The organism is Cloacibacterium sp. DMC96 (genome assembly GCF_056313765.1).
The window spans coordinates 84,713-100,838 of record NZ_JBQUZQ010000001.1; the positions used below are offsets into that span (position 1 = coordinate 84,713).

At 33.6% G+C, this 16,126-nt stretch carries 15 protein-coding genes; 12 read left to right on the plus strand and 3 right to left on the minus strand.

The features are described 5' to 3' along the window. Positions 1–106: 106 nt before the first annotated feature. From ACT53I_RS00380 to ACT53I_RS00390, 3 genes are all read left to right on the plus strand, one after another. Complete coding sequence (locus tag ACT53I_RS00380) at positions 107–988, plus strand: SDR family oxidoreductase (protein ID WP_274779994.1); 882 nt, start codon at positions 107–109, stop codon at positions 986–988. A 37-nt stretch (positions 989–1,025) separates the two neighbouring features. Further along, positions 1,026–1,775, plus strand: coding sequence for a hypothetical protein (locus tag ACT53I_RS00385; protein WP_476077941.1), 750 nt, complete (start codon positions 1,026–1,028; stop codon positions 1,773–1,775). A gap of 66 nt (positions 1,776–1,841) precedes the next feature. Then, positions 1,842–3,968 (plus strand): T9SS type B sorting domain-containing protein, encoded by a 2,127-nt coding sequence (locus ACT53I_RS00390; RefSeq protein ID WP_476077942.1) that lies wholly within the window; start codon positions 1,842–1,844, stop codon positions 3,966–3,968. A gap of 52 nt (positions 3,969–4,020) precedes the next feature. On the opposite strand, the gene ACT53I_RS00395 is transcribed toward ACT53I_RS00390, so the two are convergent. The 3 genes from ACT53I_RS00395 to clpB all read right to left on the minus strand — a co-directional run bounded on the left by ACT53I_RS00395 (position 4,021) and on the right by clpB (position 9,033). After that, the gene (locus ACT53I_RS00395; RefSeq protein ID WP_476077943.1) at positions 4,021–4,995 is read right to left on the minus strand and encodes a zinc metalloprotease; all 975 of its coding nucleotides are present in this window, start codon (positions 4,993–4,995) and stop codon (positions 4,021–4,023) included. 89 nt (positions 4,996–5,084) lie between these two features. Next, complete coding sequence (locus tag ACT53I_RS00400) at positions 5,085–6,068, minus strand: zinc metalloprotease (protein ID WP_476077944.1); 984 nt, start codon at positions 6,066–6,068, stop codon at positions 5,085–5,087. A gap of 358 nt (positions 6,069–6,426) precedes the next feature. Next, on the minus strand, positions 6,427–9,033 hold the full coding sequence (clpB, locus tag ACT53I_RS00405) for an ATP-dependent chaperone ClpB (RefSeq protein WP_476077945.1): 2,607 nt from the start codon (positions 9,031–9,033) through the stop codon (positions 6,427–6,429). Positions 9,034–9,295: 262 nt separating this feature from the next. On the opposite strand from clpB, the gene ACT53I_RS00410 reads away from it, so the two are divergent. The 9 genes from ACT53I_RS00410 to ACT53I_RS00450 all read left to right on the plus strand — a co-directional run bounded on the left by ACT53I_RS00410 (position 9,296) and on the right by ACT53I_RS00450 (position 16,124). Beyond that, positions 9,296–9,883: a TetR/AcrR family transcriptional regulator gene (locus ACT53I_RS00410; RefSeq protein WP_476077946.1), complete on the plus strand. Its 588-nt coding sequence runs from the start codon at positions 9,296–9,298 to the stop codon at positions 9,881–9,883. A gap of 72 nt (positions 9,884–9,955) precedes the next feature. Beyond that, complete coding sequence (locus tag ACT53I_RS00415; protein ID WP_476077947.1) at positions 9,956–11,041, plus strand: 2Fe-2S iron-sulfur cluster-binding protein; 1,086 nt, start codon at positions 9,956–9,958, stop codon at positions 11,039–11,041. A 22-nt stretch (positions 11,042–11,063) separates the two neighbouring features. After that, positions 11,064–11,321, plus strand: a complete 258-nt coding sequence (locus tag ACT53I_RS00420; RefSeq protein WP_069800653.1) for a hypothetical protein — start codon at positions 11,064–11,066, stop codon at positions 11,319–11,321. A 120-nt stretch (positions 11,322–11,441) separates the two neighbouring features. Continuing rightward, positions 11,442–12,392 (plus strand): 1,2-phenylacetyl-CoA epoxidase subunit PaaA, encoded by a 951-nt coding sequence (gene paaA / locus ACT53I_RS00425; protein ID WP_476077948.1) that lies wholly within the window; start codon positions 11,442–11,444, stop codon positions 12,390–12,392. A 501-nt stretch (positions 12,393–12,893) separates the two neighbouring features. Beyond that, positions 12,894–13,175: a 1,2-phenylacetyl-CoA epoxidase subunit PaaB gene (gene paaB / locus ACT53I_RS00430; protein ID WP_104794144.1), complete on the plus strand. Its 282-nt coding sequence runs from the start codon at positions 12,894–12,896 to the stop codon at positions 13,173–13,175. 82 nt (positions 13,176–13,257) lie between these two features. Then, on the plus strand, positions 13,258–13,998 hold the full coding sequence (gene paaC, locus ACT53I_RS00435) for a 1,2-phenylacetyl-CoA epoxidase subunit PaaC (protein ID WP_476077949.1): 741 nt from the start codon (positions 13,258–13,260) through the stop codon (positions 13,996–13,998). 71 nt (positions 13,999–14,069) lie between these two features. Beyond that, a complete protein-coding gene (locus tag ACT53I_RS00440; RefSeq protein WP_476077950.1) occupies positions 14,070–14,753 on the plus strand; it encodes a hypothetical protein in 684 nt (227 codons plus the stop codon). Continuing rightward, the gene (gene paaD / locus ACT53I_RS00445; RefSeq protein WP_476077951.1) at positions 14,746–15,210 is read left to right on the plus strand and encodes a 1,2-phenylacetyl-CoA epoxidase subunit PaaD; all 465 of its coding nucleotides are present in this window, start codon (positions 14,746–14,748) and stop codon (positions 15,208–15,210) included. Before ACT53I_RS00440 ends, paaD begins: the two co-directional genes overlap by 8 nt. Positions 15,211–15,326: 116 nt before the next feature. Continuing rightward, positions 15,327–16,124, plus strand: coding sequence for an enoyl-CoA hydratase/isomerase family protein (locus ACT53I_RS00450; RefSeq protein ID WP_476077952.1), 798 nt, complete (start codon positions 15,327–15,329; stop codon positions 16,122–16,124). Positions 16,125–16,126 lie beyond the last annotated feature (2 nt).

Here is a 16,126-nt window from a genome sequence, read left to right on the forward strand (position 1 = left end):
CAATTTTGCGGTCTTTTTTGTGAATCATCTTCTTTACATAACAGATTTTTTTCTCGGAATTTTATAAATGCTTACTTTTAAGCATTAATTTTAAACAAGACTTGTCATGAATATGTATACACAACCTATGCTTCAAGAGAATGCATTAAAAGATAAAGTAGCCATCGTTACTGGTGGTGGAAGTGGTTTGGGAAAAGCCATGACTAAATATTTTCTTCAATTAGGAGCTAAAGTAGTGATAACTTCTAGAAATTTAGAAAAATTACAAGGAACTGCCGCAGAATTAGAAGCAGAAACTGGCGGTAAAGTACTTTGTGTTTCTTGCGATGTAAGAAATTGGGACGAAGTAGAAGCTATGAAAGAAGCTGCGATTAAAGAATTTGGTAGAATAGATATTTTGCTCAATAATGCTGCGGGAAATTTTATTTCACCTACCGAAAGATTGACGCATTCTGCTTTTGATTCTATTTTGGATATTGTTTTGAAAGGAACCAAAAACTGTACACTTTCTGTAGGAAAATATTGGATAGACAATAAAATTCCGGGAACGGTGCTTAATATTGTTACCACTTATTCTTGGACGGGTTCTGCTTATGTAGTTCCTTCAGCTTGTGCAAAAGCGGGAGTTCTAGCGATGACGAGGAGTTTAGCTGTAGAGTGGGCGAAATATAATATTCGTTTTAATGCAATTGCGCCGGGACCATTTCCTACAAAAGGAGCATGGGAAAGATTGTTGCCGGGAGATTTAGCCGAAAAATTTGATATGAGAAAAAAAGTACCATTGAGAAGAGTAGGAGAACATCAAGAATTGGCAAACTTAGCGGCTTATTTGGTTTCTGATTATTCAGCGTACATTAACGGAGAAGTAGTAACCATCGATGGAGGAGAATGGTTGCAAGGTGCTGGAGAATTTAATATGCTAGAACAAATTCCACAAGAAATGTGGGATATGCTGGAAATGATGATAAAAGCAAAAAAATCTAAATAGGATACGGAGTTTTTATTATATTTGGAAAAAAAATACCATGAAAAAACTAATTTTTTCCAATTTAATTGTGTTTTCTATAATCAGTTGTTCTAGTGACGGTTTGCAGAGTACTTCTACAACTACTTCTTTAAGTTATGATAATGGTTCTTTGGTAACTGGGAAGGTAAGTTCTACTGGAGTTCAAGCTCCTACAGGATTTTCTTTGAGTGAACTTGAAAATGGGTATATAAACTTAGGTTTTTATTCATTTACACATCCTACTATTCAAAATAGGAGACATTACATAGGAGATGATTTTGTAGTTCCAGTAAATGAAACTTGGAATATAGACGAATTTACTTTTTATTTTTTTAAAGGATTAGAGGAAGACGTGTTCCCAGTGAATGCTGTGATGTTAGAAATTTATGATGGAGATCCAAGATTAAATACCTCACGTAAAATATTTGGGGATTTTTCTACTAATTTATTTTTGAAATCTCAGGCAACAGATGTTTATAGAATTGCTTATAATTCTAATTCTCTGTCAGAAGCTCATCAGGTTTATAGTGTAAAAGCTAAAATTCCAAATTTAAATTTACCAAGCGGTCATTATTATTTTAAAATGACTACTAAATATGAAGGAGCGAACTTTTTTTATTTTGCACCACATTTGCCTCAGAGTAAAGTTAAAAATAACAATGGCTTCTACTTCGTAGTGAATAATTTGAATGAAACCTATTTTACTACAGACCCAGATTCTAAATTTGATTTTCCTTTCTTAATAAATGGAACTAAAACGATAAATTAATCCCGAAAATATTTCGGGATTTTTAATTTTAAATCCCTAATTTTATCTTCTCAAAAAAAGACAATAATGTCGTGGAAAAATTTTTTTAAATTTTCACTAATTTTTAGTTTGGTTTTTATTGGGAAGTTAAATGCTCAAGTCTGCGGAGGTTCTTTCGGAGCTCCAATTTTCGTAGAAGATTTTGGTAGGGTAAATAATTCTTATCAGACGGTTTCTCCAGCATTGGTTTCTCCAGCATTAACTAATTACACGTATACATCTACTTTTGCTCCTAAAGATGGTGAGTATACTATTGCTAATACTACAGAATATTCACCTTGGGGTTGGCAAAAATCATTAGATCATACCAATGATCCGTCTGGAACTTATGGAAATATGTTGGTGGTAAATGCAGATTATAGCCCAGGAGAATTTTATAGAAGAAGGGTTTCTAATCTTTGTTTTAATCAGGTTTACCGTTTTTCTGCTTGGATTATTAATTTGCACAGAGCAGGAGCGAATGTGATTAAGCCCAATGTAACTTTTCAAGTAAGAAGTACAACTACTGGAGCTATTTTAGGTTCTATTTCTACAGGAATTTTAACAGAAGAAAACGGAGAGGTTTGGAAAAACTTTTATTTAGATTTTAAATCAGACCCTTCTTCCTCTGATGTAGATGTAGTTTTAATTAATAATGCTCCTGGAGGAAACGGAAATGACTTGGCAATCGATGATATTAGTTTTTCACCATGTGGTCCATCTACATCTATCACTGCTACTTTAGGAAATCTTTTCACTACTGGAGTTTGTGATAATTCACAGAATTTTATCCTAACTGCACAAATGAGCTCTAATACTTTTCAGAATGTAAATTTCATTTGGCAAAAAAGTACAGATGGCGGAAATACTTGGGCAAATTTAACTGGCGCAACAAGTAATCCTAATATTACCATTCCGGCAGGAAGTTATCAGAATAATGATCAATTCAGATTTATTGTAGGTGAATCTACTAATATAAATTTGACTTCTTGTAGGGTAATGTCTGGTATTTCTACGGTGAAAATCAATGGGTATCCTAATGCGCCAAGCAATAGGAGTTTTAGTTTTTGTAGAAATTCTACCGCAACTCTCACGATTCCAGAAAATAATATACTTTGGTATACTTCTGCAACTGGTGGGATAGGAAGTGTAAATACTCCAATTATTGATACTTCTGTGGTTGGAGTTAAAGATTTTTGGATTACTCAAACGGTTAATGGATGTGAAAGTGCGAGAGCGAAAATTACAGTTAATGTTATTGATAATCCATCGGCTCCTATCGTTTCAAGTTATGAATTTTGTCAAAATTCCATTGCTTCATCTTTGTCAGCAGTTGGAACTGATTTGAAATGGTATACTACTTCTACAGGAGGTATTGGGAATACAATCGCGCCAATTCCTGATAATTCAATTGCTGGAGATTTTTCTTTTTGGGTTACGCAAACGGTAAATGGCTGTGAAAGTGAAAGAGCAGAAGTAAAAGTTAAAATTCTACAAGCTCCATTTTCCACTGTTTTAAAAGATACCTCTATTTGTGATGGAGAAAATATTGTTTTAGATGTAGGTGCCGGTTTTATTGCAGAATGGCAAACAATTCCACCAGTTGTGAGTCAGACGCTGCAAATTTCAAGTCCAGGAAAATATTCAGTAAAACTTACCGATAGTAAAGGTTGTGTAGCTATTCAAACAGTTGATGTAACTCCTGGTATTACTCCGATAATTACTCAAGTGAAAAGTGGGGAGAATTTTCTAGAAATTTTAGCAGAAAATGGGAATCCTCCATATTTATATTCTCTAGACAATGTAAATTGGCAAACTTCTAATATTTTTAAAAATTTGTCTGCTGGGATTTATCAGATTTATGTAAAATCTCAAACCAATAGTTGTACAGCGGTTGCAACTTCGGCGGTGCTTTTTATTCCAAATGCTTTTACACCTAATCAAGATGGTTATAATGATGTGTGGAGGGTTTCTAATATTGAGTTTTTCTCTAATGTGAAACTTAAAATTTTTGATAAATTCGGCATTCAAGTTTTCACGGCCGAAGATGTTTTAAAATTTAATTGGAATGGATTATATAATGGTAGATTGTTACCTTCAGGAACATATTGGTATGTAATGGAAATTGATGGACATTACACCAGAACTGGTTGGATACTTCTTAAAAATAGATAAGAAAATCCCAAGTCATTTTGACTTGGGATTGTATTTTAATAAATATTGTTGTTTAGTAAACTCTTAAACCAGCTCTTGGTCCAGAAGAAGCAACGGTTGCCTGAATTCTAGCTTTTTGCCCAGTCGAAAACATGAACATAGCTGCATCATCTACATAATCCATATAGTTCATAAACATTACAGATCTTTGTACGCCTCCACAAGTATTGTAAAGAGGGTAAGTTGGTTTACCATAATTAGCACTAGTTTGGGTTGGTGTATCAGATACTAAATCACTTCCGCAAGTTGCGTCTCCCCAAATGTGACGAAGATTTAAATAATGACCTACTTCGTGAGTGCCTGTTCTTCCTAGATTGAATGGAGAAGTAGCTCCGGTTTTACCGAAATAAGGAGCGGCAATTACTACACCATCTACAGCTGTACCAGCAGATTCTGGGAAAGTAGCGTAACCTAAAACTCCACCCATAGAACCTACTACCCAAATATTGAAATAACTTGCTGGTGAAGTTGCATCAATTCCGCCAGTAGAAGATTTTTTCATAGCGTCATTAGTGCTCCAAGAAGTTTTAGTGGTAGCTTTTCTTACCGTTTTAATTAAGTGAAATCTCACTTTAGTATCTCCTGCTTTGAGTGAAGAAAATTCGGTAGGGATTTTAGAAGCGTCCGTGTTTGTTCCAGCGAAGTCTGCATTTAAAACTGCAATTTGCTCAGCGATTCTTGTAGCTGAAACATTTTCTGCGGTAGTTCTGTATAATACATTTACTACTACAGGTATGTCTACAGAGCCATCAGCATTTATTCTTCCAAGTTTTAGAGCTTGTTCGAATTTGTTGGCTTTTTCTTCATTGGCGATGTATTTTGCCATGAGTTTAGGGTCGCTTTTTAATCTTTCTGCTCTTAATTTTTCAGAAGGGCAACTTCTTCTAGAAGCAATGCTGGTGTTTTCTGTTAGTGTTTCAGTTGAGTCGTTTGAATTACAAGCGATTAGTGTTCCGAGTGTAAATACACCGAAAAGTAGTTTCTTCATAGTTGATTTTATTTGATTTTTAATTTTTCAGACCAATAAAAAGGGATTGCCAAAACCATGACAACCCCAATATTTTTAAAGAATATAGATTATAAGTTTCTTAATCCTGCTCTTACTCCGCCTGCAGCTACTACAGCTTGCATTCTGTCTCTTTGACCAGCAGAGAACATATACATTGCAGAATCATATACATAATCCATATAGTTCATGAACATTACAGATCTTTGTACACCGCCACAAGTATTGTATAAAGGATAAGTTGGTGAACCACCATTAGAACCTGTTTGAGTAGGAGTGTCAGCTACGAAATCGTTTCCACAAGTTGCATCTCCCCAAATGTGACGAAGATTTAAATAGTGACCTACTTCGTGAGTTGCAGTTCTTCCTAAGTTGTATGGAGCAGTAGCACCTGTTACACCAGTGTATTTAGAAGCTAAAACAACTCCATCATTCCATTGACCAGCAGATTCTGGGAAAGTAGCATATCCTAAGATGCTTCCCATATCACCTACAACCCAAATGTTGAAGTATTGTGTTGGATCTGTAGCGTCAATTCCTTTAGTAGAAGCTTTTTTCATAGCATCGTTGGTTCTCCAAGATCTTACAGAAGTAGCTTTTCTAACTGTCTTTACTAATCTAAATCTTACTTTAGTGTCACCAGCTGCTACTGAAGCAAATTCAGCAGGGATTTTATTAACATCAGAGTTAGTTGCTCCGAAGTCTTTGTTAAGAACGTCGATTTGTTCTGCGATTCTAGCGTCAGATAGATTTTCTGCAGTAGTTCTGTATAATAAATTTACAACTACAGGGATTTCTACAGTTCCATCAGCTAATACTCTTCCTAATTTTTTAGCTTGAATGAATTTTTCAGTGCCCGCTTCAATTGCAGCATATCTTGCTCTTGCTTTTGCATCGTTTTTAAGTAATTCTGCTCTGATTTCTTCAGATGGACAAGATTTTCTAGATGCAGTTGCTGTTTTTGCGGTACCATCTGTTAAGTTTGCAGTTTCCTCAGTTGTGTTACATGCAGCTAACATTCCTAGCGCCATAACTCCGAATAGTAATTTCTTCATATCAAATTAATTTTTAATAAAATTGTTTTTAATTCACTGCTGCGAATATATAGAGTTGAAATTTAATGTGCAATATTTTTTTTAAATTTTTTTTCAAAAAGTGTTGATTTTTATTTAATAGATATGTTTTTTCTTTGATAAATGAATATTAAATTAACTTAAATCTTTGTGAATTATGTAATTTTATTAGGTTTTTTTTATTGCTGATTTTGTAATATTAGGGTGAAATGCTAGAAACTTTTTATTTTTTAGATATTTTTTTTGTAAAGTTATCAAAATAGAAAAATCCGCCTGAAAATTCCAGACGGATCTCCTATGAAAAACTTAAATGGTTAGTTATATATGAAAAATATGAATGTTATATTTCAACTGGTCGAAAAACCAGTCCGCTTTCTTCAAAATAATCTAAAGTGATTCTCTCTCCATCATTTATCTTTCCTGCGAGAATTTCTTTAGATAATCTGTTCAGTACTTCTTGTTGAAGCACTCTTTTTAATGGTCTTGCTCCAAATGTAGGATCGTAACCTTTATTGGTTAGATATTTTAAAGCGTCTTCAGTCGCAGTTAAGATGATGTTTCTCTTTTCTAGCATTTGATTAAATCCTCTTAATTGGAAATTCACGATTTTAGCAATTTCTGATTTGCTTAACGGTTGGAAAAGCACCACTTCATCTATTCTGTTTAAAAATTCTGGACGAAGAGATTGTTTCAATAATCCGAAAACTTCTTCTTTGGTTGTTTCTAAAGTTTCAAAATCGATATTGTCATCTTTGTCACGCTGTGCAGCGTCAAAACGTTCCTGAATAATATGCGAACCAAGGTTGGAAGTCATAATGATGATAGAATTTTTAAAATTCACCACTCGTCCTTTATTATCGGTTAATCTTCCATCGTCTAAAACTTGTAAAAGCGTGTTGAAAACATCTGGATGCGCTTTTTCTATCTCGTCCAAAAGCACTACAGAATATGGTCTTCTTCTCACTGCTTCGGTTAATTGTCCGCCTTCATCGTAGCCAACATAACCAGGAGGCGCACCAACCAATCTTGAAACTGAATGTCTTTCTTGGTATTCGCTCATGTCAATTCTAGTCATGTTGTTCTCATCGTCAAATAAGAATTCTGCCAAAGCTTTTGCCAATTCAGTTTTACCAACTCCAGTGGTTCCAAGGAATAGGAAACTTCCGATTGGTTTTTTCTCGTCATTTAATCCAGCTCTATTTCTTCTAATTGCGTCTGAAACAGCAGAAATCGCTTCTTCTTGACCTACCACTCTGTGGTGGAGTTCGGTTTCTAGATTTAACAATTTTTCTCTTTCAGATTGAAGCAACTTGGTTACTGGGATTCCAGTCCATTTTGCAATCACTTCTGAAATGTTTTCAGCGGTTACCTCTTCCTTGATGAGCTCATTCTGATGATTTTGCATTTCGAGTTCTAATTTTTTTAAATCTTCCTCTTTTTCTCTAAGTTTACCGTATTGTATTTCGGCAACTTTTGCGTAATCACCGATTCTAGAAGCTCTTTCTGCTTCTAATTTCAGAGACTCTATTTCTTTTTTAATGGCGGTTAAATCTTCAGATTTTTGCTTTTCGCCAAGCCATTTTGCATGGATTTCGTTTCTTTGTTCCTGGATTTTCGCAATATCTTCTTTCAGGTGATTGATTTTCAATTCATTTTTCTCTCTAGAAATTGCAGCGAGTTCTATTTCTAACTGCATTAATTTTCTGTCAAGAACATCGAGTTCTTCAGGTTTAGAATTGATTTCCATTCTCAGTTTTGCGGAAGCTTCATCGATCAAGTCAATAGCTTTATCTGGTAAAAATCTGTCTGAAATATATCTTTGAGACATTTCTACGGCAGCAATAATGGCTTCGTCTTTTATTCTTACTTTATGATGCGCTTCGTATTTGTCTTTAATACCTCTCAAGATAGAAATTGCAGATTCTGTGTCTGGCTCTTCCACCATTACTTTTTGGAAACGTCTCTCTAAAGCTTTATCTTTTTCAAAATATTTTTGATATTCATTTAAAGTAGTTGCACCAACTGCTCTAAGTTCTCCTCTTGCTAAAGCAGGTTTCAAAATATTAGCAGCGTCCATTGCGCCTTCTCCACCACCAGCTCCTACTAAAGTGTGAATTTCATCGATGAAGAGAATGATTTGTCCGTCACTTTTGATGACTTCATTTACTACAGATTTCAAACGCTCCTCGAATTCACCTTTGTATTTTGCGCCAGCAATTAATGCGCCCATATCTAGTGAATAAATGGTTTTGTCCATTAAATTTTCTGGAACATCACCTGAAATAATTCTATGAGCAATTCCTTCTGCAATAGCGGTTTTACCTACACCTGGTTCGCCAATTAGAATCGGGTTGTTTTTGGTTCTTCTTGATAAAATTTGTAAAACTCTTCTTATTTCTTCGTCTCTACCAATTACAGGGTCTAGTTTTCCTTCTGCGGCGAGTTCGTTGAAGTTTTTAGCATATTTATTTAAACTTTGATAAGTTTCTTCTGAACTTGCCGAAGTTGCTTTGCTCCCTTTTCTCAATTCTTTGATGGCGGCTTCTAATGAATTTTTAGTCACTCCAAAATCTTTTAAAATTTTAGAAACTTCAGAATTTACCTCTAAAAGTGAAAGCCAAAGATGCTCAATGGTTACATATTCATCGCCCATTTTTTTGGCAATATTTGGTGCGTCCAAAAGAATTTTGTTCGCTGATTGAGAAAGATAAATGTTTCCACCTTCTACTTTTGAAAGTTTTTCTAAGACTTCACGGTTTTTTTCTCTAATAAGATTAAGGTCTGCTTCTGATTTTTTCATCAGGAATGCAGAGATATTTTCATCTACTTGAAGAATTCCTTCTAATAAATGTTGAGGTTCAATGCTTTGATGGCCAAAATCAAGCGCGATTTGTTGTGCTTTTTGAATGGCTTCTTGTGATTTTGTGGTATATTGGTTTAAGTTCATATTAATGGTTTTGATTGGTATGCTTCAAAATGTATTCTAAAGTAATTTTTAGGTCAAAATTTCCTGATTTCTGTAATTTCTTAAAATTTTTATAGACAAAATTTCTGAATTTTATATATTATTGAGTTTGGATGTTGACATTGTTTCAGGTTTATGGTTAGGTGTTTGATAAATAAAATTCATAATTTTTATTTGTTTTATTATATAATGTTAATTTTTTTAGAAAATTTATATTGTATATTTGTGAAAAGCACAAATACCAATGAAGAATCTCACTCCGAGACAACAGGAAATACTAAATGTAGCTCTTGAATTGTTCTATAAAAGAGGTTTTGCCGATACCTCTATGAGAGACATAGCAGAAGTGATGAATGTAAAAGCTGCCTCACTTTATGCACACATTAAATCTAAAGAAGAAATTATGGAGTGGATTAGTAATGATGTGTCAAATAGATTTATGCAGAGAAATGATGATCTCAAAAATCCTAGCCTATCTGCTTTTGAAAAAGTTAGAATCTTAGTCGTCAATCATCTTACCGCAATGTATAATAATGTAAAGATGTTCGATGTTTTTTTTACCAATATTTATAGATTAAAAGTAGATTTTAAAGAACAACATAAATATTTTCAAAAGATTAATGATTATAGAGATCTTGCAGAAGAAGTCATCAAAGAATATTTACTTTCTTTGGGCTTAAAAGATGATGAAAATTTAATGTTGACCACCAAGTTTTCTCTCAATGTACTGAATAACGTTTACCGATACATTCCCGAAGAAAATTTTGATTTAGAAAAACATATGTATTTTCTTCAAAATGTTTTACTCTATGGCGTGATTGGGAAAAAATAAATTTATCTTTTATTTTTCGCATAAAATATTATATTTGTTGACATCGGGTTACTTCCGAAGAAATGAATTGATATGAACCATTTTTATACATTAAAAGTAGCTAAAATTCAGAAGGTTACAGATGAAGCAGTGAGAATTACCTTCGAAATACCTTCTTCTATACAAGATAAATTTAAATTTAAACAAGGGCAATATCTTAACCTCAAGTTTAATTTCGGGGAAGAAGAGTTTCGCCGTTCGTATTCTATAATAGATGCACCTTCAGAAAATTCTCAAACGCTTTCCATTTTAGTTAAACAGATGGAAAATGGCACTATTTCTACCTATCTTAACCAAAATCTTAAAGAAAATGACGAGGTAGAAGTGCAACAACCTATGGGAAATTTCTGTACCAATTATCATGGATCTAATCATAAAAATTATGTAGGAATAGCAGCAGGAAGCGGTGTTTCTCCAGTTTTGTCTAATCTCAAAGAAGCATTGTTTCAAGAGCCAAATGCTAAAGTTTTATTGTTTTTTGGCAATAAAAATTCTCAAAATATTTTGCTCAAAGAAGAATTAGATGCTTTGAAAGCACAATTTCCAGAGAGATTTCAGGTTACGCATGTTTTGAGTAGAGAGTCCCAAGAAGATGCTCTTTTTGAAGGGAGAATCACTACTGAAAAGTTAGGTCAACTTTTAGATAAAAATCCCGAAATAAAACCAGAAGATTCTACGTTTTTCATTTGTGGGCCAACCGAAATGATTAAGTCGACTTCGGATTTTCTGAAAAAAGAAAGAAAAGTTCCTGCATTGCAGGTTTTATATGAATATTTCTCTGCTCCAGATGATGAAGATAATGCAGAAATGAGCGAGGAATTCAAGAAAATACCCAACTTAGAAAGTTTTGTAACGCTGATTATAGATGATGATGAGTATTCTATTCATCTCAATTCTAAAAAAGAAAGTATTTTAGATAAAGCATTGAAAGAAAACCTACCAGTTCCGTTTGCTTGTAAAGGAGGTGTTTGTTGCACCTGCAAAGCTCAAGTGATGGAAGGTGAGGTTTTTATGGAAAAAAACTTTGCGCTTACCGAAGACGAAGTCGCAAGAGGTTTTGTATTAACTTGTCAGTGTCACCCAACTACCAATATCGTGATGCTGAACTATGATGTATAATTCATTCTAAAAAATTAAAAAAATGGTCAATTGGAAATTCGCAAAAGCCATCGATGAAAACGAAGAGTTTAAAATAAATGGCACAAATATTTGGAACCATTATTGGCATTGTGTCAACAAAAAAGTAGAAGTAAAAGGACCTTATGAAGGGCAAGTTTACTTTTTCAAAGAGTATGAAATTACCAACGGAGACCAAAAAATAAACTTCGTTGCAGGAGAATTTGTAAATTCTAAAGTAGGGATTTATATAAAAGACGATTTAAGCGACGGAAAATTATGATTTGGCTTATCGCTGTCTGCTTTCTGCAATCAGCTGAAAAGAGCTCATAATCAAAAAAATATTGTATTAAAAAATTTAAAAAATGCTGAAAGCAGATTGCCGAAAGCTGAAAGCAAAAATATGGATACAGAAAAATTTTTACAATACGTTCAAGCCGAAAATAAGGTAGAACCCAAAGATATGATGCCAGAAGATTACAGAAAACTTCTGGTAAGACAGATTTCTCAACATGCTCATTCTGAAGTAGTGGGAATGTTGCCAGAAGCCAATTGGATTACCAGAGCGCCAAGTTTGAGAAGAAAAATGGCACTTTTGGCAAAAATTCAAGACGAAGCAGGTCACGGTTTGTATTTATATGCCGCTACAGAAACGCTTAACAACGGAGAAATTGCCGCAGATAGAGATTCTACCTATAATGATATGCTTTCTGGAAAAGCCAAATATTCTAGTATTTTTAATTATCCAGCATTAAGTTGGGCAGATATTGGAGCGATTGGATGGTTAGTAGATGGAGCTGCCATTATGAATCAAGTAATGTTGATGGGAAATTCTTACGGCCCTTATTCCAGAGCGATGCTCAGAATTTGTAAAGAAGAATCTTTTCACCAAAGACAAGGCTACGAAATCCTGATGACGCTTTGCCGTGGAACCAAAGAACAGAAACAATTGGCTCAAGACGCTTTAGACAGATTTTGGTGGCCAGCTTTGATGATGTTTGGTCCGAATGATGACGCTTCTCCTAATTCTCAAAAATCTATGAATTACCGAGTGAAAAGAGAAAGTAACGATTCACTCCGCCAAAGATTTGTAGATGTTACCGTTCCTCAAGCAGAATTTTTAGGACTGAAAGTTCCAGATAAAAATTTAAAATGGAACGAAGAAACACAGCACTATGATTTTGGTGATTTACCTTGGGATGAATTTAATGAAATCTTAAAAGGAAACGGACCGTGCAATAAAAAACGCCTCGAAACCAAAAGAAAAGCACAAGCAGAAAACGCTTGGGTAAAAGAAGCAGCGATTGCGTATGCTGCAAAACAGGAAAATTTGAAAAAAAATAAAATATTATGAAGTTATACTCTGAAAATAATAAAAAATTAAAAATTATATTATTAAATATATGCATTTTGATGGTTTTCAAAAATTTTAGTATTAGTTTTAATGAAAGCGGGGCATATAATTTTGGATTTTTCTTTGGCCTGTTATTTAGAGCTTATATTGTTTATTTAATTACAAAGTTTTTTTTTAATAAATACCTCAAAATAATTATTTAAAATATTCATTAAGGCTTAAACAGATAAATGAAAATATATATGTTCTAAGTAACAAAATTTTTTTACGAAAAAATTAGTTTTAACAAAAACAGCTCCATAGAAGTCGTATTAGAGTATGAAATTTAAAAAAAAATAGTTGTTTTAAACCTTACCTAAAAACAAAATTAGTGTATCTGTGCGAGCGATGGTAGCGAAAAGTAGGCACTTGAATTAAAAGTAGCTATCCGAGTTTTCGTTTATGTGATTTAGAGGAGTACAACAAAAATAATTTAAAATCTAAAATTTATAATTTAAAATAATGAATAACCTTGATATGTGGGAAGTTTTTATCCAAACCAAACCAGGACTTTCTCACAAACACGCAGGAACGGTTCAAGCGCCAACTGCAGAACTGGCACTTCAAAACGCTAGAGACGTTTATACAAGACGCGGAGAAGGAACTTCTATTTGGGTAGTTCCCAGCAAATATGTGGTAACAAGTGAAGGAATAGACAAAGAAGCTTTCTTTGATCCTGCAGATGATAAACTCTATCGTCATCCTACTTTTTACCAAATTCCTAATGATGTGAAGAATATGTAAAACAGACAATTAGATTCAAGAATCAAGATGTAAGACTTTTTTATCTTGGTTCTCGGTTCTTATTTCTTGATTCTAAAAAAAAATGAAAAACTACCTCCTAAAACTCGCAGATGATTCCCTGATTATGGGGCAAAGATTGGCAGAATGGTGCGGAAAAGGTCCGTACTTGGAAGAAGATATTGCGGTCATTAACATCGCTCTTGATCAATTTGGTCAAGCCAATAATTTCTACAATTTAGCGGCAAATTTATTTAATGACGGAAGAACTGCGGATGATTTTGCCATGCTTCGTGTAGAAAAAGAATACCTCAATGCACAATTGGTAGAATTACCAAATGGAGATTATGCCAATACCATTATGAAGGCTTATTTCTTTGCGGTTTACCAAAATTTTTTGTACGAAAATTTAAGCAATTCTGCAGATGAAGAACTGAGGGCAATCGCTCAAAAATCTCTGAAAGAAGTAAAATATCACTACACTCACACCGAAACTTGGATGCGCATTTTTGCTCAAGGAACCGAAGAAAGCCGAAAAAGAATAGAAGCGGCTCTCGAAAATCTTTGGGAATACACAGGTGGACTCTTTGATGAAGTAGAAGAAGAGGAAAATTTAGTAGCACTGAATTTAATTCCTTCTTCCAAACAACTTCATGAAGAATGGAAAGCTAAAATCGTAGAAGATTTTGCCAAATTTGGTTTAGAAGTTCCAAGTTCAGAATTTATGCAAAAAGGGAGTAGAAAAGGAATACACACCGAATATTTTGGATATATTTTGTGTGAACTTCAGTATATGCAAAGAACGTATCCTAATTGTGTTTGGTAGAAAGTTGGAAGTCTGAAGTCAGAAGCTGGAAGTTTTTTAACATACTGTCATTCTGAATGAAACGAAGTGAAATGAAGAGTCTATTTTTATTTTTGATTGCCTTATTGTCAATTTTTTCTTGCCAAAAGAAAGAATTAAATAATGTTTATGAAATTCCAGATAATAAAAGTCTTGAAGAACTTTTTAGTTTAAAAAATTATAAGACACAGAGAAAACAAAAAATTAACGATTCTATTTTACATATTTCAGGAACAAATGGAACTTTTTTTCTAGAAGGTAATTTTAATACTAAACTTTCTGAAAAAACAGGTTTTTGGACTTTAATCAATAAGAATGACTCGAAAAAAATTGAAATTGATTATTTAGTTTTTGAGAAAAATAATATTCACAGAAATCAAGTAATCTTTTCAGATAAAGGGATAATTGATACACTCAAAAGTAAATTTTACCATATAGAATGGAAAGTAGAAAATGGAGTTAAAATCATGAAATTGAATTTTTATTCTCCAAGAAACAAAGAAGAAAAATTTATGAGAGCTGATTTAAATTACTTCATTTCCAATAATGGTAAGAAAATTAAGAAGTCTTTGATGGAAAATAATAACGGGAAATATGAGATAAAAATTCCTTTGGAATATAAAAAAGGTGATGAAATTATTGGATATTTTTCTGAACATATCAGCCAAAGCGTCAAAAAAGAGGACTCAGTTTATTTAGCTAATAACACAATTTATTTTTATAAAAAAGTTGAATAATCTTTTAGAAATACTTACTCAGATTCCAGACCCCGAAATTCCAGTGATTAACATCGTGGAGCTCGGGATTGTTCGTGATGCAAAAATGATTTCTGAAAAAGAAGCAGAAATCATCATTACGCCTACTTATTCTGCATGTCCAGCTATGTTTAATATCGAAGAAGATATTATCAAATTATTTAAAGAAAAAGGAATTTCTGCAAAAGTAGTTACCAAAATGTTTCCAATTTGGACTACAGATTGGATGACTGATGAAGCCAGAGAAAAACTGAGAGCTTACGGAATTGTTCCACCAGAAAAAGGCGCAGATGAAAATCATCTTCACATTCCCAAAAAATGTCCGAGATGTGGCAGTGAAAACACTACGCAAATCAGCAGATTCGGGTCTACACTTTGCAAAGCCAGTTATCAGTGCCAAGATTGTTTAGAACCTTTTGATTATTTTAAATGTCATTAGCGTAAAATTGTGGAACTGTAAAGTTGCAAAATCGCAGAACCAAAAAAAAATCACATAAAAACATTAGATTTGTAAAAACGACTTTACGATTTTACAAATTAACAATTCTAAAGAAAATGTACACTCAGATAGAAATAGAAACCCATTTCGAGGGTAAGTTGAAAATCGCTTATCTCAATCAGCCCGAAACCTATAATTCACTCAATAAAGTTTTACTCCAAGAGTTGAAAAATTTCATTGTAGCATGCAATGAAGATGAAAATGTGCGTTGTGTAGCACTTTCTGGCAGAGGAAAAGCTTTTTGTTCGGGGCAAAATTTGAAAGAAGCACTTTCACTCGGAAATGTAGAAGAAGAAAGAGTGATTCAGAAAATGGTGGTAGATTATTACAATCCTTTGGTTGAAGAAATAGCACATTGCAGAAAACCAGTCGTTTCTTTGGTGAATGGTCCTGCAGTTGGAGCTGGAGCAATGTTGGCGCTGATTTGTGATATTTGTTTGGCTACAGAAAATTCCTATTTCTCTCAAGCTTTTGTGAATATTGGTTTAATTCCAGATACAGGCGGAACGTACTGGTTGCCTAAATTATTAGGACGTCAACAAGCGAATTATCTTGCTTTTACAGGAAAAAAACTCTCGGCAAATGATGCTTTGAAACTGGGGTTAATTGCAGATGCTTTCGGTGATGCAGAATTTTCTGCAAAATCTATGGAAGTGCTGGAAACGCTTTCTAACTTGCCTACAAAAGCGATTGCGTTAACCAAAAAAGCATTCAACCATTCTTATGAAAACGATTTAAAAGAGCAATTGGATTTAGAAGGAATTTATCAACAAGACGCAGCAGAAACCCAAGATTTCAAAGAAGGCGTTACTGCATTTTTAGAAAAAAGAAAACCCAATTATACAGGAAAATAATA